24 protein-coding genes are annotated in these 19349 nt (G+C 62.4%); 14 read left to right on the top strand and 10 right to left on the bottom strand.

Features of this window, described 5'->3' with window-relative positions:
- Window positions 1-341: 341 nt before the first annotated feature.
- The 3 genes from BT183_RS10215 to BT183_RS10205 form a co-directional block, all read right to left on the bottom strand.
- Window positions 342-1316 (bottom strand): alpha/beta fold hydrolase, encoded by a 975-nt coding sequence (locus BT183_RS10215; protein ID WP_072342384.1) that lies wholly within the window; start codon window positions 1314-1316, stop codon window positions 342-344.
- 129 nt (window positions 1317-1445) lie between these two features.
- Window positions 1446-1628, bottom strand: coding sequence for a hypothetical protein (locus BT183_RS10210; protein ID WP_072342381.1), 183 nt, complete (start codon window positions 1626-1628; stop codon window positions 1446-1448).
- Window positions 1625-2470, bottom strand: a complete 846-nt coding sequence (locus BT183_RS10205) for a DUF6544 family protein (RefSeq protein ID WP_072342378.1) — start codon at window positions 2468-2470, stop codon at window positions 1625-1627. The genes BT183_RS10210 and BT183_RS10205 overlap by 4 nt, the downstream gene beginning before the upstream one ends.
- Before the next feature lie 303 nt (window positions 2471-2773).
- On the opposite strand from BT183_RS10205, the gene BT183_RS21270 reads away from it, so the two are divergent.
- From BT183_RS21270 to BT183_RS10185, 4 genes are all read left to right on the top strand, one after another.
- Window positions 2774-3637: a universal stress protein gene (locus BT183_RS21270; RefSeq protein ID WP_084603438.1), complete on the top strand. Its 864-nt coding sequence runs from the start codon at window positions 2774-2776 to the stop codon at window positions 3635-3637.
- A 219-nt stretch (window positions 3638-3856) separates the two neighbouring features.
- Entirely contained in the window at window positions 3857-4336 is a 480-nt protein-coding gene (locus BT183_RS10195) for a cytochrome c3 family protein (protein WP_072342372.1), read from the top strand.
- A gap of 30 nt (window positions 4337-4366) precedes the next feature.
- Window positions 4367-5854: an FAD-dependent oxidoreductase gene (locus BT183_RS10190; RefSeq protein ID WP_143145756.1), complete on the top strand. Its 1488-nt coding sequence runs from the start codon at window positions 4367-4369 to the stop codon at window positions 5852-5854.
- A gap of 32 nt (window positions 5855-5886) precedes the next feature.
- Window positions 5887-6657 (top strand): SDR family oxidoreductase, encoded by a 771-nt coding sequence (locus BT183_RS10185; RefSeq protein WP_072342366.1) that lies wholly within the window; start codon window positions 5887-5889, stop codon window positions 6655-6657.
- A gap of 102 nt (window positions 6658-6759) precedes the next feature.
- Here BT183_RS10185 and BT183_RS10180 read toward each other — a convergent pair whose 3' ends face one another.
- The 4 genes from BT183_RS10180 to BT183_RS20490 all read right to left on the bottom strand — a co-directional run bounded on the left by BT183_RS10180 (window position 6760) and on the right by BT183_RS20490 (window position 10041).
- A complete protein-coding gene (locus tag BT183_RS10180; protein WP_084603437.1) occupies window positions 6760-7566 on the bottom strand; it encodes a universal stress protein in 807 nt (268 codons plus the stop codon).
- A gap of 186 nt (window positions 7567-7752) precedes the next feature.
- Window positions 7753-8481, bottom strand: a complete 729-nt coding sequence (locus BT183_RS10175; protein ID WP_072342360.1) for a DUF502 domain-containing protein — start codon at window positions 8479-8481, stop codon at window positions 7753-7755.
- A 50-nt stretch (window positions 8482-8531) separates the two neighbouring features.
- Window positions 8532-9398, bottom strand: coding sequence for a universal stress protein (locus BT183_RS10170; protein ID WP_072342357.1), 867 nt, complete (start codon window positions 9396-9398; stop codon window positions 8532-8534).
- A gap of 82 nt (window positions 9399-9480) precedes the next feature.
- Entirely contained in the window at window positions 9481-10041 is a 561-nt protein-coding gene (locus tag BT183_RS20490; RefSeq protein WP_143145755.1) for a hypothetical protein, read from the bottom strand.
- 166 nt (window positions 10042-10207) lie between these two features.
- Between BT183_RS20490 and BT183_RS10160 the strand changes: the two genes are divergently transcribed.
- The 9 genes from BT183_RS10160 to BT183_RS10125 are packed head-to-tail and all read left to right on the top strand — an operon-like array spanning window position 10208 to window position 17050.
- Entirely contained in the window at window positions 10208-11452 is a 1245-nt protein-coding gene (locus BT183_RS10160) for a hypothetical protein (RefSeq protein ID WP_072342351.1), read from the top strand.
- Entirely contained in the window at window positions 11449-12246 is a 798-nt protein-coding gene (locus BT183_RS10155) for an RnfABCDGE type electron transport complex subunit D (RefSeq protein ID WP_072342348.1), read from the top strand. Before BT183_RS10160 ends, BT183_RS10155 begins: the two co-directional genes overlap by 4 nt.
- On the top strand, window positions 12239-13039 hold the full coding sequence (gene nqrC / locus BT183_RS10150) for an NADH:ubiquinone reductase (Na(+)-transporting) subunit C (protein WP_072342345.1): 801 nt from the start codon (window positions 12239-12241) through the stop codon (window positions 13037-13039). Before BT183_RS10155 ends, nqrC begins: the two co-directional genes overlap by 8 nt.
- Complete coding sequence (locus tag BT183_RS10145) at window positions 13039-13698, top strand: NADH:ubiquinone reductase (Na(+)-transporting) subunit D (protein ID WP_244545300.1); 660 nt, start codon at window positions 13039-13041, stop codon at window positions 13696-13698. The genes nqrC and BT183_RS10145 overlap by 1 nt, the downstream gene beginning before the upstream one ends.
- Window positions 13695-14297: an NADH:ubiquinone reductase (Na(+)-transporting) subunit E gene (gene nqrE / locus BT183_RS10140; protein WP_072342339.1), complete on the top strand. Its 603-nt coding sequence runs from the start codon at window positions 13695-13697 to the stop codon at window positions 14295-14297. The genes BT183_RS10145 and nqrE overlap by 4 nt, the downstream gene beginning before the upstream one ends.
- Window positions 14294-15514 (top strand): NADH:ubiquinone reductase (Na(+)-transporting) subunit F, encoded by a 1221-nt coding sequence (gene nqrF / locus BT183_RS10135; protein ID WP_084603435.1) that lies wholly within the window; start codon window positions 14294-14296, stop codon window positions 15512-15514. Before nqrE ends, nqrF begins: the two co-directional genes overlap by 4 nt.
- Before the next feature lie 2 nt (window positions 15515-15516).
- Complete coding sequence (locus BT183_RS10130; RefSeq protein ID WP_084603434.1) at window positions 15517-16479, top strand: FAD:protein FMN transferase; 963 nt, start codon at window positions 15517-15519, stop codon at window positions 16477-16479.
- Window positions 16480-16487: 8 nt separating this feature from the next.
- On the top strand, window positions 16488-16649 hold the full coding sequence (locus BT183_RS20485) for a (Na+)-NQR maturation NqrM (RefSeq protein ID WP_143145602.1): 162 nt from the start codon (window positions 16488-16490) through the stop codon (window positions 16647-16649).
- On the top strand, window positions 16646-17050 hold the full coding sequence (locus BT183_RS10125) for a CBS domain-containing protein (protein ID WP_072342336.1): 405 nt from the start codon (window positions 16646-16648) through the stop codon (window positions 17048-17050). Before BT183_RS20485 ends, BT183_RS10125 begins: the two co-directional genes overlap by 4 nt.
- Before the next feature lie 380 nt (window positions 17051-17430).
- Here the strand turns inward: BT183_RS10125 and BT183_RS10120 are convergent, their stop codons facing one another.
- The 3 genes from BT183_RS10120 to BT183_RS21200 all read right to left on the bottom strand — a co-directional run bounded on the left by BT183_RS10120 (window position 17431) and on the right by BT183_RS21200 (window position 18679).
- Window positions 17431-17766, bottom strand: a complete 336-nt coding sequence (locus BT183_RS10120) for a hypothetical protein (protein WP_072342333.1) — start codon at window positions 17764-17766, stop codon at window positions 17431-17433.
- A gap of 99 nt (window positions 17767-17865) precedes the next feature.
- Window positions 17866-18429, bottom strand: a complete 564-nt coding sequence (locus BT183_RS21205) for a recombinase family protein (RefSeq protein WP_072342329.1) — start codon at window positions 18427-18429, stop codon at window positions 17866-17868.
- Window positions 18430-18436: 7 nt separating this feature from the next.
- Window positions 18437-18679, bottom strand: a complete 243-nt coding sequence (locus BT183_RS21200; protein ID WP_342078962.1) for a recombinase family protein — start codon at window positions 18677-18679, stop codon at window positions 18437-18439.
- A gap of 472 nt (window positions 18680-19151) precedes the next feature.
- On the opposite strand from BT183_RS21200, the gene BT183_RS20940 reads away from it, so the two are divergent.
- On the top strand, window positions 19152-19349 hold a 198-nt coding region (locus BT183_RS20940; protein ID WP_210185466.1), incomplete at its 3' end, for a hypothetical protein.

Below are 19349 nucleotides of genomic sequence, written 5' to 3'. Positions count from 1 at the left end.
TTAGGGCAATCCTTAGGGCGAGTACCGGTTTGGTCGGACCAACAGCAGCAAAATCAAGTGCTTAGGTAAGGTTTATGGCGGAGGGAAGGGGCCTGGCATCCAACCTTCTCCACATTAGACGGGCTTCATAGCGCCTGGATCGAATGCGCAGTCACGGTTTCCGAGATGCCAAGCAATTCGCGACAATTGCGCCTTTCTCGGTGACTTGGATCGCGACTTGGTGGGCGAGGCGTCGTCGTGATGCCCGCGCGACTTCGATGGCTTTGTGAAGCAGCGCCGTGGCAACCGATAATTCTAGAGTCCCTCCTTGTGGCTCACGCCTACGACGGTGATGCAAGACGTCAAACGTACCCATTCTGCTTTAGGAACCTATCGACCTGCATGAAGCACTCGGCATCGTGGCCGATGCCGATATGCCCGCCGTCCGCGAAGATGTGCACCTGCGCGCCAGGGACTTGCTCGGCAATGTAGCGGGCGGCTGCCGCCGTACCGAACCCATCGTCCTCGTAGGAAATTGCCAAGGTGGGCGCCGTTATCGACTTCAGCGCCATTGGCGCAGGGTTGCCGGCCAGCAGTGCGTCGTTCAGCAGCCCCTTCGCTCGGCGACTTACCGGCAAGATGGAATCGAGGATGTGGCGGGCACGCGCCTGCTCGCCCGTATTGGCAGCCCTCACCAGCGCTGGGCTGGTAGCGAGCAGTGCTTCAGTCAGAAGATCAGGCACCGTCGCTATTGCGAGCCAGAAGAGGAAATCGGATTTCAGCACCTCCATGGCCATCTGCATCTGGCCGGGCGGGACCGACTGGACAGGTTCGTCGCGCGGTACGTGGGAAGCCGGCACGAGCGGTATCAAAGCTGCGCAGCGATCGGGGTGGCGAATGGCGAACGCCATGGCAGAGAGGGCACCTGCCGACCCGCCCGCGACGGCAATTCGGTCGATCTCAAGCGTATCCAGCAGGTCGGCAAATGCGTCAGCCTGATTTTCGGATGACGGATCGTCTGGAAAGTTGGATCGCAGGTACCCAAAGCGGGACGGCGCAAGCACGCGGTAACCCCCCTCCCAGTAACGGCGGGTGAAGAAGAGCCCTTGGTCAAACCCGCCGCCGGTTCCATGCACCATGAGGAGAGGTGTCCCTGCACCCGCCTCGGCATATTCGAGGTCGCCGAAGCGCGACCGCACCACCTTGCTCAGCCCAGGGGAGACCAAAGCCTCGGCCTTGGCCATCGCCGCATGGTAGGCCGCAGCCGCCCCACCGCTGGCTGCGACCAGGCCTGAAGCCGCAATTGCGGCACCGATCAACGCCCTTCGAGATATCATTGATCAACTCCTGTGGGCCAGCATCCGGCGCCGAGGCGCAACGGAGCTGGGAGGCAGCGCCGGAGTCATCGTCGGCCGTGCGAGGCAGATCGGGTCAGACAGAAAATGCGCCCCTGGGGTTCGCCTTCTTCACTTGAGGCTGCGGAGTGTCGCGGCTACCAGCCCCCGCGCTTCGAGTTCCTTGCGGATGCCTGGTGGCATGTCGCGGCAGCCACATTCGGCTGCGTGAGCCAGGTGCCAGGCCAAGCGGGCCTCGATCGACGCATGTCGCGGCAGCTGGTGGGCCAGGTGCCAGTCACGGTTGATCGTCATGGTTCTCCACCTCCGGGATCGTAGCTGATGACTTCACCCCGCCAATAGACGAACAGCCCGTCTGGAAGGACCCAGCCCACTTCGCCATAGGATGGGATGCGGTGGCGGCCGAACTGGGCATAGCGGGAATAGACGCCGTGCCACGGGATGTGCACCGTTGTGCCCCTGGTTTCCATTGGGCGGTCATCCGCCTCCATTCGGACGATGTCTCCGGACGGGTCGAAATAGAAGCGCACTGTTGCCTCACCGGTCGCCGACCGTGCTGTCACGGACACGGTCGCGTCGTCGATCTGCCGCCAGTCGACGCCACGCAGGTTAAGGATCGCATCGGGATAGACAGGCAGTTCGGAGAGATAGCGCATGAGTTCGCCCTTGTCGTAGTCCGCACCCGAGCCGCCCGCGACCTGGAAGGCGCCCAGAACGCGCGCCGAGAGCTCGCCGTGGCCCTCCACGAAAGCATCGAACACAGAAACTGGCAGGCCAGACATCCTGCCTCGTGCGGTCCACACGATGCCGGGGACCAGTATTCCCGTCCACTGATCGGCTTCGATATCGATCGGCCTGGCGCCCTTTGCGGTCTGCAGCGTCGCCCTGTGGCGCGCATGAAACACCGTTGATGCGCCTTCGCGGCCGCCTGCCTTGACGGCATAAGATCGGACAATGTCGGGAAGGACAGGTGCGGCATCATTTGCCTGCGACTGGCTCGCGATCAGCAGCTGTTTAAGGCCGTCCGTCCGCTTAGCAAAGCCACGCGCTGTCGACCGGACGGCGACGAGCCCAATAAGCGCGATCAGGACTGTCGCTGCCACAAAGCCCGCCAAAAGCCACACGATCCGCTCCACCTACCCGAGCAAATCATAGGTTGCGCGGGTGAGAGCGTATTGATTCAGGTCAAGTGGCAGCATCGTAGCGACAGTGGCTGTCTGCCTGGCAATTGACTTGGGTCAATGCGCAGTGGCGAGCCTCGGTATCCCAGTAGGCACATACGCATCTACTCGCTCTCGGGTCACCCCGATTAGCGAGCTTCAACGGTGCCTTGGCCGGTGCCTGTGAGAAGACAAATGTGAATTGGTTACCCGCCTCGCCGGATTTGGCCCTCTAAACCTCGGACCAAAAGCGGGCCTGATCAGGGAAAGATTGGGCTAATGGCGGGAAGCCCATGCAAATCAAAAGAAGGGAGAGCAATGCTTAACGATGTTCTAATCCCACTGCGTACGCAGCCCTTGCCGGACACTCCGGAGACTGCCCGAAGTCTCCTTAGGTTGGCCGCCACGTTTTGCACCCATGCAAGCCTTTGTCCGCTTGAAGTCTCCGTCCGTCGCATGCGCCATTGGTCTGCTGCATTCTCCGGTCTTGGCGAAGCTTCGGTTTTTGAGCGCGTCAGCCGAGAAAACGCGGACTGCCTTCTCGCTGTGGCCAAGGAGTCTCATCAAATCTCAGTTTCCGCTCGAGTATTGCCAATCGTGCTCGGCGAGACGATGTCATCGCTTTCGTTAGCTGCACGCTGTCATGATATGACCATGATCGCATTTACTGACCCTAAGGCGGGTGCTGCGCTTGCAGAGGTGGCCCTTTTTGGGACAGGACGCCCGGCGATGCTGATACCGTCAGCCATTCCTGATGGGCCACGGCCATTCGCGAGGGTAGCAATTGCTTGGGATGGTAGCGCTACTGCGAGTAGAGCACTCCGGGATGCAATGCCCCTGATAGTTGCAGCCGACAAGGTCGTCGTCATTAATGCGCCTGCCGACAAAGCACTCGAGTCAGGTTGCGAGAGAGGTCTGACGGATTATCTTGCCCGCCGCCGTATCAATGCAAAGTTCGTCAAGGTTGACACCGAAATCCTTGATATAGGGTTGGCTCTGCAACACTCCGCGGGTGTCGCCGGTGCCGACCTGCTCGTAATGGGCGCATATGGGCATAGCCGCCTACAACAGTTCATCCTCGGCGGAGCTACACGGGGGGTTCTAACCAACCTTCAGCTGCCTGTGTTGATGTCGCACTCATAGTCGGGCCCCTGACGCCGGACGAACCATTTGAGGGAGCTTGCAGCTTGTCGCTACTTGCTCGCCGGATCGCTCACGCGTCGCGGTAAGATTTGGGGCCCACGGCAGGACGTTTTCCTTCGGACCAAATCGGCTTCCCGCTCCGGGTTCGGCGGTGGTTGACCTAGATCAAGGAGCCGGCGCCACCCTTGAGGCAATGTTCCGCTACAGGAGGAGGACACCATGCGACTGCTCGTTGTCCGCACGCTCATTTGCATGGCGTTGTTGCAGGCCGTGGCTGTAGCGGGACAGGAGTATGAGGCGGACCTTCGCTTCCTTGAGAGATGGGGTGGAGGCAGCCAGATGTCGAACTGGCATCCTAGCCTAACCACCGCGCGCTCTCACTTGCTCTCCGTTGCCGACGAAACAGCACTGTTGATCGATAGGCACACAGCAGCCGGCGTGCCTTGTGAGAGTTGTCATGTCGGCGGGCTGGGTATGCGTTCCCCACCGTCTGCCCCCAATTTCAACTCCACCTGTGTTGCCTGCCACGGCACCATGATCGACCTACAAGCCGGTGAACTCAAAGCGCCCAATCCCCATGTCTCGCCTCATCTGGCACCTGGGGAAGTCCCACAATGTACCGAGTGCCATCGCGTGCATGAGCCGGGCGAGGTCACCTGCAATATCTGCCATCGAGGTTTTCGCTTTTCCATCGACTGACCCATTCCCGTGAAGTTCCAGGAGGCTATCATGACCCCGAGCATCGATTCCCGCATAACCCGGCGTGGCCTGCTAGGGGGTATCGGCCTGGGGGCCGGTGCACTCAGCCTTGGCTCATTCCATCCGGTGCAAGCGGCGTTACTGCCCGAGCCTGAGCAAAGCGAAACCTTCGATGTAGTCGTCATTGGTTCGGGCTTGGCAGGGTGCTCCGCGGCGCTCGAGGCCGCGTCCAGCGGTGCTAGGGTCGTAGTCCTTGAGAAAGCCTCCCAGAGCCGGATGGGTGGCAACTCATTTCTGGCAGGAGGGAGCTTTTCGCTACCCTTGGCCGAAACGGATGCCGCGCGTGCCGATTACGTGGCCGACTATGAAGCGTATACGCTTGGCCGCGGCAACGCTGCGATATTTGCCCTGATGGCTCAGCACATCCATGCGGACGTCGCTTGGCTGAAGGACAATGGAATTGAGGTTCTGCCTGCCGTCGAACGCCCGCCAAACCGCGTGGCGACAGCGACGGTTGCTCCTGCCTCCTTTGCCGGGATGCCCGTTCTGTTTCGCAGGATGAAGGCGCGACTCGAGGAACTGGGAGCCCGGTTCGTCTTTGACGCCAAGGCCCGCCAACTGATCATGAGTGAAGATGGGGCCGTGGTGGGCGTGCGTGCCATTGGTCGTAGAGGTATGGTGGACTACCGTGGCACCTCGGTCGTGATCGCGACGGGGGGGTATGCGGGCAATTCCCAGTTCCTCGAATCTTATTCGGATCCCAATGCAGGCGCATTGATGGTCCGGGGAATTCCCCACGCCACCGGTGACGGGCTCCTGATGGCGCAGGGTGCCGGTGCGGGCCTCAAAGGCATGGGTGGGCTAATGGCTTTGCACATTGCCGCCGTAGATGGAGTTGAGACGGCAGCAGGCCAACCTGCCGCCGTCGTGCCCTATGCGGTGAGCATCAACCGCAATGGCCGACGCTTTGTGGATGAATCTCTGGGTTATGTGACGCATGGAAAGGCCGTGCTCGAACAGCCCGGTCAATCGACTACCTTGGTGTTTGACCAGCCGATCCGGGAAAAGGCAGCCGAGGGAGTGATTTCGACATTCACCCGGCTCGGGCTGACCGTGCACCAAGCAGACACTCTGGAGGAGTTAGCCGAAAAAGTCGGCCTACCGACTGCTGCACTTCAAGAGACCATCGAGAGCTTCAACCAGAGTGTCGAGAACGGGGCGGCCCCCGCCGCAAATCCCCCCAAGAGGACACTTGCCACCCGCATCGAGACGGCGCCCTTTTACGCGTTCAGCCCCCTTGTGCCTGGGATCACCCTTACATTTGGGGGGATCATGATCGACGAGCGGGCGCGCGTGCTTGAAGCCGATGGCCGGGTCATCCCGGGTCTTTTAGCGGCTGGTGAGGGCGCCGGGCCTGTCTTCTTCCAAGACTACATCGGAGGTGGGTCGATGACCAACTGCCTGGTCATGGGGCGCATCGCTGGCCGCGAGGCCGTTTCAGTAACACGCACTGCCTGAGGCGGCATCGAACCTGGATAGGGAGAAAACACATGTCCCTGATGCGAGAAAAAGTTGCTCTGGTCACGGGCGCGGGTGCGGGGATCGGACGGGCCACAGCACTGCGCTTTGCCCAAGAGGGCGCAAGGGTCGTGGTCTCGGACGTTGATTCAGAGGCCGGCCATGAGACGGTGCGGATCATTCGAGAAACCGGAGCCGACGCCAATTTCGCACGGGCCGATGTCTCAAATGCCGCCGACGTTCAGGCGATGATAGACCACGTCATCGGCTCGTATGGCCGACTCGACTGCGCCTGCAACAATGCGGGGATCGAAGGTGCAGTCCTCCCACTAACCGACCAGAGCGAAGAGAACTTCGACCGCATCATAGCGGTCAACCTCCGGGGTGTCTTTCTCTGTCTCAAGGCTGAAATTTCTGCCATGCTGAAAACGGGCGGTGGGTCGATCGTTAATCTCTCATCGGTTGCCGGACTGATCGGCTTTCCGGGTCTGTCGCCCTATGTCGCGTCAAAGCACGGCGTGAACGGGCTCACGAAAAATGCTGCTCTTGAATATGCCAAGCAGGGAATTCGGGTGAACTCGATATGCCCCGGAGGGATTGATACAAGAATGCTCGACTCGCTGGCCGCGCAGGCGACCGGCGGAAAGGCCTCGACCTCCGAGATGATGGCGCCTCTGCATCCGCTGGGGCGGATCGGAACGGCCGATGAAGTCGCTAACCTCATCGTCTGGCTCTGTTCGCCGCAGGCAGCCTTCGTTACTGGCGCCCATGTCCCCGTGGATGGGGGCTATGTCGCACAATAATCCGAAAACGGTGTAATTGTCGCAACAAATAGCCGCCACGCTTCCCGCGCTTGCAGGTACGTGGCGGCCGTTCTCCCGTGGCGTGTGCTGCCTCCGGCGCTGTCAGTGCGACATGAAGATTGGCAATCGCGTCTCGGCGAATACCGCTTCGGTGGCGCCTCCCAGGATGAAGTCCCTCAGTCTGCTGTGCCCGAATGCCCCCATCACCAGCATGTCGGCCCGGTGGCGAAGGGCGCCGTCCTGCAATGCCAGTCCCACCCCCTCGCCGTTTGCAGAAACGTCCTCGCAAAATGCGTCAAGGCCCCGACGGGCCAGATAGGCCTGCAGATCCGCCACTGTCTGCTCGCTTATTGTCTTGTCGTCGAACGCCGTGATGATGGTGAGCGAACTCGAGGTCGAGATCCACGGCATGGCATCGTGAACGGCACGGGCTGCCGCCCGACTTCCGTCCCATGCGATGGCTATGCGGCTGATCTTTGCCGCATTCGTTTGCGCGGGCACCAGCACGACCGGCCGACCGGCATCAAAAACCAGCGTTTGACCCAGTTGCCGGCTCTCGATGGTCTCGGTACCGATCAAGGTGAGATCGTGGCTGCGGGCGCGCACGGAGATCGCCTGTTGGATCTGACCCTCGCTGATACGGACAGCCTCTATCGTGGCCTGCCCGTCCAGCTGTTGCCGAAGGGCCTCGGCCGCTGCATGCTGGCGCGTTTCGAGGTCTTTGGCCATGCCGGCGACGCCAATTAGTTTCGAGCCCCAATGGCCTTCGAGCCTTGGGAGGACTGCCTCGACGATGAGGGCGGATGCGGCTTCGCCAAGTTGCCGGCCCACTCGAACGGTTTCGGCAACATGCTCAGGCGTCGGAATATCAGGATAGAGGAGGATCGGAACCAGTAGATCGATTTTCATGGTCTGTCCCTTTGCTGTTGCGGCTTTATCGCACGAGGGACAGCAACGTCGCCATGATCTGGATCAATTGCTCGGTGGCAGCAATACAAGCAGGACCTAGCGGCAGCTGAAAAGGAAGATCGAACGGGCTGCGATTGGCGCTCCCAACGCCGCCAAAAAAAGGCCTGGTACCATTCTGTCATCAGTTCAATCAGGGCCGGCCCTGGTGCTCTGCGACGCTCCCCCACGGTCTTCCTCTCCGACGTCAGAGCGGACACTCTGGCGATAGTTCACTGCACTTGGCGCGTTCGAGCCCGCGGTCACGATGAAGGCCATTGCGTCCTCGAAGCTCCAGTCCGTCAGTACCACGTCCTTAAGAGGCAGTATTTCAAGATACCCTGACGTAGGATTGGGCGTGGTCGGGACATAAACCACCCCGAGTTCGGTTCCCGTGTCGGTATCGACAAGGGTCCGGGTGAGCAGCCCTACCGTCTTCATCGCAGGAGACGGAAAGCTGATCAGGACAACGCGCTGTTTTTTCTTCTCATCACTATTGCCGGCCACTTCAAGAAAGCGCTTGACCGCGCGGTATATCGTATCAATTAACGGGATATGCTGGACGATATCATCGAATACTGCGAGAAGTCTCCGGCCGACGACACGCTCGGCAAGCCAGCCGAGAATGTAGAGCGCCAGGACGACGACGGCCACGCCGACAACGGAAAGCACCAGATCGTTGGCCAGCAGATTGGCCAAAGGCGGAGCGGTATGCCTTACGGCCCGTGCCACTCCAAGGACCAGGGGTCGCCCTACGCGGGCCAGTTGATCAAAGAGGAAAGCAAGCAGGACCCAAGTTACGACCAATGGCGCGGCCGCGACGATTCCGGCCATCAGGCGGCGACCCATCGTGTTCTTGCGGCGGCGAGGCAGGTCCACTTGCTAAACGCTCCGGTAGCTATACAGGGCGACAGGCCCAGGTCCACTGTCTACGAGGAGGGCACGATCAGCACATCTGCCGGCGCCCTTTCCAGAACTGACCGGGCAACACTTCCGAGCAAGGCTCTTGCGATAGCGCCGCGGCGGTGGCTACCCGTAACGACGAGATCGACGGGCTTTTCCCATGCATAATGGTCGAGCAGCATCGCTGGCTCGCCATAGACGACCACCAGCTGAAGTTGTTCGGCTTCAGCGGGACCAAGCTGATCGTTCAGCCACTGGCGGCAGGTCTTTGTTGCACCCTCTTCAACACTACGTCGCGTGCCTTCCAGATCGCCGATAAGGTTGGCGTAGCTGAGATCGACGGCGTGAAAGACAGTCAGGATCGCGTTGGGAAAACAGCGTCGGGCGAAACGAAGCGCGCCAACCGAGTTCTCCGTCAATTCTACTGCAACCACGATATGCCGGTATGGCGCTAGAGGCTTGCGCTTGACGACGAGGAGTGGTGTACCGGTATGGGAGGCGAGTTCGCCGACAAGGCGACCGGGTTGACTGGCGCCATAGACCTCTTCCCGGGCAACACCCGTCACGATCAGCTCGCTCCCCGAGCCTTCGCTCGCTTTGCGCACGAGCTCAAAGGGATCGCCGCGCTCAACCAGCACCTGAATGTCGAGCGCCTCCATCTCCGGAAGTTCCAGACGAAGTCGTCGGCGCGCCACCTCAACCAGATTGGGTGACCGACGCCAGGACGGACCGTGATCCCAAAAGGCGTAATTGTCAGCTTCGACCGCATGGACGACGAGGAGCTGCGCATTGAACTCTGACGCCAGCATCATCGCGCGCTCCGTGGCCCGATCGCTTCGCGCTGTCAGATCGGTGGCGAGGGTCAGGCGGCGAGGGACGGTTGCTTCAGTCATGAGGGGCCTCTCTCGCGGGGACGGGCCGACGCGAACAAAAAGCGACGCGTACCACGCGCCTCGACACGTGGCCTCATCGCCATCAATCCTTGTCTGCGAGCGCTTCGGGCACGGGATCGAGCGCCAGAGGCGTCGTTATGGCAGCGTAGCCGGCAAACATCTCACGCTCGCCCTCTCCGGTCAGCTGGCGCCGGTGATAGGGTGCATCGAAGATGCCCATCCAAGCTTCGAAATCCTTTTCCTGCCTGAGGAAATACTTATCGCCGCCATGGCAGGAGAGGCAGTTGTCGACGAAAAGCTGCTTCCCGTCGGCCGGCAGCGCCGCGACGATCGACGTGACGTCGGAAGCTTCGGTAGGGGCGGGGGCGATACGGGCAAGATAGTCGCCGAGGGCGGCCAGGACTGCAGGGTCGGCACTTCCCTGCAACTCCGCCTGCCAAGCTTCTGCCGATCTGGACTGGCCGAGTAGCGTCTCAAGCGTAGCTACATCGTTGCCTACCCGATCTGCCAGCGCCTCCCTGGGACCGGGCGGCAGAGCGCTGGCGGCGTCAGCCAATGAGGGCAGCGACAGTACGCAGGAGACAGAAGCCCCGAGAATCAGCGCCGCTACGTGGCGGATGGCGGGGAAAATATCTAGGGTCATGTCTATCTCCGTTATGATCTTGTGCGTTCGCCAGCCGATGCAGGAACTGACGGCAGGTCAAAGCCATCTTAACTCGGTACAGGCGCCCGAGAATTGACCTCGGTCAATATGCAGGATTTCATTCTGATCAATATGGTCGTGGCGTCCAGACCGAATCGGGAGCGGCATGAAGATCAGGATTGCGGGCAGGTTGAACTACTGGTTTGACTTCGCCCATTACGGGCAAGAAACCCGCATCGCCATAAGCACCTGCGGAATACAGGGCGGTGACGTGCCACGCCTGCGGCCGGCGTTGCACATCACCGAGGGCACCAGCGTCGCCGCCGGCGACCTGCTGATTACGGACAGAATACGCCCCGAGATACGCATTGTGGCACCGGTCGGGGGCATCGTCCGGCAAATTGTTCGCGGCGCTCGTCGGGGCGTAGATCGCTTGGTCTTGGCAATGGAAGACGATGCCAAAAGGCGCTTTAATATTCCCGATCCACTTGACCGCCCCAGCCTTGTGGCGCTGATGATTGAGGCCGGAATCTGGCCCAGCCTACGTACCCGACCCTTCGAAAACGTGCCGCGATCGGATCAGAAGCCGGATGCGCTCTTCATCACCGCAATCGATACCCGACCTCTGGCGCCTGATCCGGCAGCAGTTATCGCGCCGCGCCGCGAGTGGTTCGACCGGGGGGCATCGGCGCTGCGGCACCTCAGCACCGGCCGGACCTATCTCTGCCATGCGGCGGGTGCCAGCCTTCCCACGCCCGAGGGCGTAACGGCAGCAGCATTCTCGGGCGCCCATCCGGCCGGGCTTGTCGGCACGCACATTCATTATCTCCATCCGGTGGGAGCCCGCGGCCAGGTCTGGCATATCGGGTATCAGGACGTCATCGCGCTTGGCCACCTGCTGGCGAAGGGCACGATCTGGACCCGCCGGATCGTCGGCGTTGCTGGCGACGGGATCAACCAGCCCATGCTAGTCGAAACGGTCCCGGGAGCCGACATACACGAACTGACCCGCAGCGTATTGCCTGCCGCCGCTGTCCGATTGATGTCGGGTTCGCCCATCGATGGTCGGATCGGGCGGTATCTGGCACGCGGCGACGTGCAGGTTTCCGTCCTGCGCCACGCACCTGTACCGGAACGGCGCGGACTTACGACCAGAGCGGCCGACTGGCTGATGCGCGGCAACTACGCGATCGTGCCGAATGCGCTGCATGAACGGGCCGCGCCTCCCGGAGTCCTGGCCATTCCGTTCCTGCGCGCCATCAGTGTTGGAGACGTCGAGACGGCACGCCGCCTAGGGGCCCTCGAATTGGCCGAGGACGACCTCGCGCTTCTCGGCCATGTCGATTGTCGTGGCGGCGATTATGGTCGCATGCTGCGCCAGGTGCTCGATCATCTGGAGGCAGAACGATGATCGGTCCGCGTCTCGTTCAATTCTTGCTGCATCCGCTGATGCGCGGGCAATTGCCGGTATTTGCCGGGCTCCTCCTGCCACTCATCTACCGGCTAATCAGCGAAGGCCCGGCCATCATCGGCCCTTTCACAGTCCTTGGCGCTGTGGCGCTGGTCTGGCAGGTGGTGTTCGCCCGAGGGCGCGGCCAGAAGTTCGGACTCGAGGGTCTCGTCATGGCGCTCCTGATCGCGCTTCTTGTTCCCGCGTCGGCGCCGGTCTGGCACCTGGTGCTCGGCGGTACGTTCGGCATCGTTATCGGGCTTCTCGTATTTGGGGGACATGGCCGCAACATTCTGCACCCTGCGGTGGTGACTCTCGCCTTCCTGATGTTCTCGTTTCCGACCGAAGGCTATCGCGCCGGGATCGCCCTGCCGCTCTGGACGATGGTACCGGCGCTGCTGCTGCTCGTCGGATCGGGTCATGCAAACTGGCGCATCCTGCCGGGGGCCGTCGGGATGGTCATGGGACTGGGCGGGCTGTGGAACCAGGAGGCGCTTGTGGCTCTACCCGGCGAGGGGATCTTCTGGCTCGTGCTGCTGGTGCTCGTTGCCGACCCCGTGGCCTCGGCCGCCACGAACTGGGGCCGCATCGGACATGGGCTGCTTTTCGGACTGCTCGTCGTGATGTTTTTCGGCGCTGGTCCGGCGCTGGGTGCACTCGTCTTTGCGACGCTGATGGCAGCGATCTTTGCACCCCTGCTCGACCAGACGGTCATGGCACTCAACGCTGCGCAGAGAGCGAGGCGCCATGGCTGAGCTACGAAACCCGTGGCGGCGCTTCCTTGCGCGCCCCAATTCAGACCGGACCAAGACCGTCGGGATCGCCCTCATCGTCGCCGTCGTCTGCGGGCTTTGCATCTCCACCACCTCGGTGCTGCTGCGCCCGCTGATCGCCGTCAACGTGGAGGCCGATAGACAGGGGCGCATGAGCGCGATGCTGGCGGGGCTGCCGGGCATTGGCGCGATACTTGCGCAGGCGGGGGCCGACGCCGTCGAGGCGGTGATCATCGATCTCGACCAGGGTCGCATAGCCGAAGACCTCGACCCGTCCGGCTTTGACCAGGCTGCGGTAGCAGCGGACCCGTCAACCAGCACGGCGCTGGCGCGAGCCGAGGATCTGGCTGGCATAGGCCGGCGCGAGAACTTCGCCCAAGCATATGTCGTCAGGAGCGAAGGCGAGCGCGCCCTCGTTGTCCTGCCGGTCTACGGCAATGGCTATCAGTCGACCATCAGGGCCTATCTGGCACTCGAAGCGGACCTTGCCACCGTCGCCGCCTTCACCGTCTACGAGCAGGGCGAGACGCCCGGCCTCGGCGCCCGCATTGCCGAACCGGCGTGGCAGGCGCAATGGGCAGGCAAATCGGTGTCCCGCGACGGCGAAATCGTCATCGAGGTGGTGCGCGGATCATCGGCCGGGGACGAAACGGAGGTCGATGGCATCTCGGGGGCGTCTGTGACCGGCTACGCGGTGACGGACATGATCCACTTCTGGCTTGGACCGAACGGCTTCGGCCCATGGCTCGATAGGCTGCGGCTCGAGGACCAATGATGTTTGAACATCTCCGGACCGTAACGGACCCGCTGGTCGACAAGAACCCGGTCACCGTCCACATCCTGGGCATTTGCTCGGCCCTTGCCGTGACCACCTCAGTTGCCACTGCGCTCACCCTGTCGCTGGCACTCATCGTTGTGCTGACGCTGGCTGCGGGGATCATCTCACTGATCCGACATCACGTCCCGAGCGCGATCCGGCTTATCGTGCAGATCACCATCATAGCATCGCTGGTGGTCGTCGCAGATCAGTTGCTGCAGGCCTTCGCCTATGAGATGAGCCAGCGCCTGTCGGTCTTCGTCTCGCTGATTGCCACCAACTGCATCGTGCTGGGACGTACCGAGGCCTTTGCCCTCCAGAACCGACCCGTGCCATCCATGCTCGATGCGCTCGGCAACGGCGCAGGCTATGCCCTGGTGCTGCTCGTGGTGGCCAGCATCCGCGAACTCTTCGGATCGGGCACACTACTGGCGCGTCCGGTGCTGCCGCTGGTCGCCGATGGCGGCTGGTATGAGCCGATGCGGCTCATGCTTCTAGCGCCCAGCGCCTTCATCATCCTGGGGCTGCTGGTCTGGGCAATTCGCAGCCTGCGACCCGGCCAGCAGGAAGCCCGCGAGTTCGCTCCACTTCCGCAGCAGCGGCAGGTGCAGCCATGATCGAACTCTTCCAACGGTCCATCTTCGAGGAAAACCTCGCCCTCTCCTTCTTTCTCGGGATGTGCACCTATCTGGCCGTGTCGCGACGGATCGAGACGGCAATCGGGGTGGGTATTGCGCTCATCATCGTGCAGGGCATCAGCGTTCCGCTCAACCATCTGCTTTATGCACACCTGCTCCGTGCGGATGCGCTGGGCTGGCTCGGCCTGCCGGGAACTGACCTCCGCTTCATGCGGCTCATCACCTTCATCGGCATCGTCGCTGCGCTGGTGCAACTGCTCGAAATGCTGCTCGACCGCTACTTTCCCGCGCTCCACCGTGGGCTCGGCATCTACCTGCCCCTCCTTGCCATCAACTGCGCCATCATCGGGGGCAGCCTGTTCATGGTGGAACGCCAGTACGACCTTGCCGAAAGTGCCGTGTTCGGCCTTGGGAGCGGCATCGGCTGGGCCCTTGCCATCGTCACCCTGGCTGCCCTGCGCGAGAGGCTGCGGTATGCAGACGTACCGCGAGGACTCGAGGGGCTGGGCATGGCCTTCATCGTGACCGGCCTCATCGCCATGGGGTTTTCCGCCTTTGCCGGGGTGCGGGCGATATGATCGATGTCGGCCTTGGGCTCCTCTTCATCTGCCTGCTCCTGGTACTCCTGGCCGTGCTGCTCCATGGCGCCAAAGATCTGCTCCTGCCCTCCCGGCCGGTAACGATCACCGTCAACGGCAAGACGTCAATCGCCGGTTCGGCTAATCTAAAACTGCTCGACATCCTCAATGAAAACGGCGTCGCGATCCCATCGGCCTGTGCCGGCGCGGGCACCTGCGGCCTGTGTCGGGTCGAAGGTGTGACGGGCGCTGGAGCGGCGCTGCCCACAGAGCGAGCAAGGCTAAGCGTGGCCGATCTCAACTCAGGGGCGCGCCTCGCCTGCCAGGTCGTGGTGCGCAACGATGTCTCGGTCACCGTCGACGAAGCGATGATGGACATCGAGAGTATCGAATGCCGTGTCGTCTCGGTCAGCGCACTGACGCCGCTCATACGCGAGATCGTATTTGAGCTGCCCGAGGGACAAGCGTTTCCTTTCAGGGCTGGTGGCTTCGTCCAGGTTGCCGCACCAGCCTACGAACTGGCCCTTTCCCAGATCGACGTTCCTGAAGGCCATCGCCAGCAATGGGCGGCAATGGGACTGGATCGGTTAGTTGCGCGCAGCACGGCGCCGATTTCCCGGGCCTATTCCATTGCCAGTCGCCCGCAGGACTCAGGGCTGATCGTCCTCAACATCCGCCTTGCAACCCCGCCCCCGGCCGTAGCGCACGCGCCTCCCGGTGTTGTTTCGTCATGGCTCTTTGCCCGCAAGCCTGGCGACACCGTCACGCTGTCCGGGCCGTATGGCCATTTCGGCGCACAAGCTACCGACCGGGAAATGATCTTCATCGGGGGCGGTGTCGGCATGGCGCCACTGCGCGCCATCATTTTCGACCAGCTCGAACGCCTCGCCACTAACCGGACGATCAGCTTCTGGTATGGTGCCCGCTCTCAAGCTGAGCTCTTCTATCGTGACGAACTGGACGACCTCGCCCGTCGCCATGGCAATTTCCGCTGGACCCCGGCTCTCTCAGATCCGGTGAGTGGCGATGGATGGCAGGGCCCGACGGGGTTCATTCACGACGTCGTCTACAACACCTATCTTCGGGACCATCCGGCACCGGAAGCCTGCGAGTACTACCTTTGCGGGCCGCCGCTGATGATCGAGGCGGTGCGCGCTATGCTCGACGATTGCGGGGTCGAGGCGGACGCTATCTTCAACGACGATTTCGGGATCTGACCATGCCGATCACCAGACGCAACCTCCTGCTTGGGCTCGCCGGCATGACGACGGTCGCAGCGCTGCCTGCCTCGGCCGGTGCAGGCGAGGCCGTGCGGCTGTCGGGCCGGGGATTTGGCACGGGCTGGTCCGTGATCCTGCCGCACGGCACCGGGGCAGAAGTGCCCGAAGCCATCGCCGAGACGCTGGCAGGCATCGATGCCGCGATGAGCCCTTTCCGCCCCGACAGCGGGCTCTCCCGGTTCAACCGGGCCTCCGCCGGATCTCACGTCGTCGACCGTGACTTTGCCTCTGTCACGGCCGAAGCGCTGCGGCTGGCAGCCTGGAGCGATGGGGCGTTCGATCCGACAGTCGGGCCACTGGTCGGCCGTTACGGATTCGGGCCAATGCACGGTGAGCGGGGTGGCAACTACAAGGGGCTGACCTGCATTGCGGACCGTGTCGGCAAGGCCGATGCTGCCATGTCACTCGATCTTTGCGGCATCGCCAAGGGTCATGCGGTCGATGCCGTCGCGGCAAGGCTCCGCCGGCTCGGCCATAGCGACATGTTCATCGAAATCGGCGGCGAAGTTTTCGCCGGCGGTGTCAACAATGGTCCAGCCTGGCGCGTCGGCATCGCCAATCCGCAGAGTGGCGGCGTGGCATGCTCCTTTCCCATTTCGGACTTGGCAATCGCCACCTCTGGGGATTCCGTCAATGTCTACGAGGTGGACGGCCGACGCTACAGCCATACGATAGACCCCGGAACAGCCGAGCCCGTGCTCAATCGAGTGGCCTCAGTCAGTGTCGCGCACCGTTCCGCCATGACCGCCGACGGCCTCGCGACCGCCATGATGGTGATGGGCCCTGAAACTGGCCTCGCCCGCGCCCATGCGGATGACCTTGCCGTGCTCTTCCTGCTGCGCGACCCGGCAGAGGGATTGATTGCGCAGGCCAGCCCGGCCTGGCTGGCGCTCAGCTCATAGGAGATAACATGTCGACAATCCTCGCCACCATCCTCCTTGTTGCCTTCGCCATGCTGGCCCTCGCACTCGGGGTGCTGTTCGGCCGTCCGGCCCTCAAGGGCTCCTGCGGCGGCATTGCCTGCCAGGGTGTCTGTGCGGCCTGTCCCGACCGGGCGAAGGATCGGCCATGACCCAGACGGATCTCGCCCGCGTCGGCGACGTGATGAAGACCGATCTCGTCACCCTTGCTCCGACGATCGAAATCGTCCGGGCCGTCTCGATCCTGCTCGAGGCTGGTGTTTCGGGGGCCTGCGTGCTTGATGGCGAGGGCGACCTCGTTGGCGTGCTCTCCAAGCGCGATTGTCTCAAGGCGGCGCTGAGCGCCTCCTACTACAAGCAGTGGGGCGGCACGGTGGCTGACTACATGTCGCCGGACCCGCATGTGCTCGACGCTGAACTCGACCTCGTCAGTGCCTGTGAGGTGATGATCGCCAGCCCCTATCGCCGTTTCCCGGTCATGCGACAGGGTCGCTTTGCGGGACAGATCAGCCGTACGGATCTGCTGCGGGCCCTCAGCCTGCAGTGGCGTTGAGGCTTCGTCCGGCCGCTAGCGGGGTCGTACGCCGACGCTCCCTCACCGCCCAATGCCGCGAAGTCTCGCTCCATATCGGCCTCAAGCAACTCCTGCACCGCCGTGGAGTTCACATCGTGTGACGGCCTCGGCACGTTCGAAACTCGGGGCATTGGCACCCCGAAATCGTGAGAGGGGCGTCATCATCGGCATCCGCATGGCAACGAGCGCGCGTTGCTCAAAAACTGCGACGGGGCCTAGTGATGCGCCATCGCATCAGCGATTCGGTCGGTGGTGGCGTCGGGGCCAAGGGGTGCGATGAACAGGGGCTGGCCGCGAAAGGCTTTCATCGGCATCACCCTGCTCAACAACTGCGCGGTGCGTGCAGCTCGCCTAAGGCGCTATGGACGGTTCAGCCGAATCTGCACCTGATCCACCATACCGTACGGCGTCATTACAGCGATCCGATGCCATTCGAGATCTGCCCAAGCGACAAGGTCCGGCGACTGCAGCTGATCGCGCAGCCCCGCAGGACCGATCTCGAGCAGCGGGTCGGGCAGGCGAGCCAGATCCAGTGCACCCATACCCGTTGTCAACGCGGCCAATGCCATCCACAACCCTGTTAAAGTAATGCCGATTTCGAGCCATATGTGGCCTTCCGCGAGCAGGATATCCATCCCCAGCCAAGTCAGGATCATGGCCAGCAGCGCGATTAATGCGACTACGCCAAATGACATCAGGACTGCGCGCCAACGGTGCGGCCCCGAGGCGTGCAGGCGAGCGGGGTCGGAGCAAGGGCGAGCATCGGACATGGTGTATAGGAAGCCGCTTGTCGGTTACGCGGTCAAGAGGGCGGCGGCCAAAGGCGAGGGGCAAGCCGGACATCTCGCGCCGCGTCCGGCGGCCGACCGCGCAGGGCCGACAAGCTCGAGATCGTACGGGCGATCCTCTGGACCATGCCTGGATCGCCGCAGTGAGCTGCTTACAGGTCCCAAAGCGAGTACAGAAAATTGCACATTTGGGACACACCGTCGCCCCCAGCGTTGTTCCCCTCTATAAAGGCTTGTTGGTACAGCCCGCGCCATCAGGTTGCGAACGTTGGAGACCTGCCATGTGCCACCTCGGGCAGTGCGAATGCCTCGGCTGTCGAGGGCGGTGGCAATGCCGCGATAGCTGGTGATCCCCCCGAGCTGAAGCTGCTGAATGATCGGCATCACTGACGTCGCGAAACGATCGGCCTCGGCCACCGATACCGCCCTGCCGCGGGCGGCCGCCTCCGCCGGATTGACGCGATTGCCCAGCCTGGTGCCCGTTGCCTTCCTGGCGTCAAGCGCCGCCTTGGTCCGCTCGGAGATCAGGCGACGCTCCTTTTCGGCGAGCGCCGCATAAAGGTGCAGCATGAAGGGGTCAGCATCGGCGCCAAGTTCTGCAACGATGAAGGGGGACCCGCTGCGCCATCAGTCCGGAGCTGAAGGCGACGTCGCGCGACAGGCGGTCGAGCCTGGCGACGACAACCGGGCAGCGTGCCTTGCCGGCCTCTGCCAGCGCCTGGGCGAGGCGAGGGCGCCTGTCGAGGGCGTCGGCACTCTTGCCGGTCTCAAACTCGAGCTGCTTGCAATGATTGCGAAGTACTCGCTTGTAACGCGACAGAACGAGTGAAATCTCTGGGATTGGGTGGGATCAACCCGGACGTGGCAAGAAAACCCCGGCATTCCGTAGGTTTCGGCGGTCCAGCGACCCGACGAACCGCCACACCTCGAATGGCATAGGTATTAGCTAGAGTCAGCCCGTTGGAAGAACTGTTCGTGCAGCATTGCCTCTGCCGAGCCGCGATGTGCCAAGATTACCCTTATGCATCAAGAAGGGCGTCTCCGGTCTTCGCCGTGGCACGTGGTCAAGGGGTTGGCGAGAGTGATCGACGAATGAGCGGGCTATCTGAAGCAAATAGAGCCGGCCCACACTTGTCGCCCCGTGATCGCGCACCCAAATCAAGGTTGTGTCCGGGCCCCTCTGGCACCGTCCAGCAAGTCGGTGCGATGTCGGTTCACAGTCAGGAGGGCTTGGCTGTAGGACCGGTATTCGCCGGTTCCCGGTTCTCCTGCATCGAGAGGAGAATCTGCGGATGGCCAAGTACACTGACGTCGATGGCGAAATGTTCTCAAAGCGGCCGATCAGCCGGAACGAACGGTTTGATGTCGAGGCCGGGGATGACCCGCATCTGAGTATCCACATCTCCTTCATGGAGGCGGCGGTCGCAGCGGGCATGATCATCGCCCATGCCGATGGGAACGCGTCCATCTCCGAACACCGGCGAATAATC

Origin of the sequence: Devosia enhydra, from assembly GCF_900119845.1 — a bacterium.
Classification (GTDB): domain Bacteria; phylum Pseudomonadota; class Alphaproteobacteria; order Rhizobiales; family Devosiaceae; genus FPKU01.
Note: the sequence above shows the minus strand (reverse complement) of the source record. Positions and strands in the feature narration are given on the sequence as shown.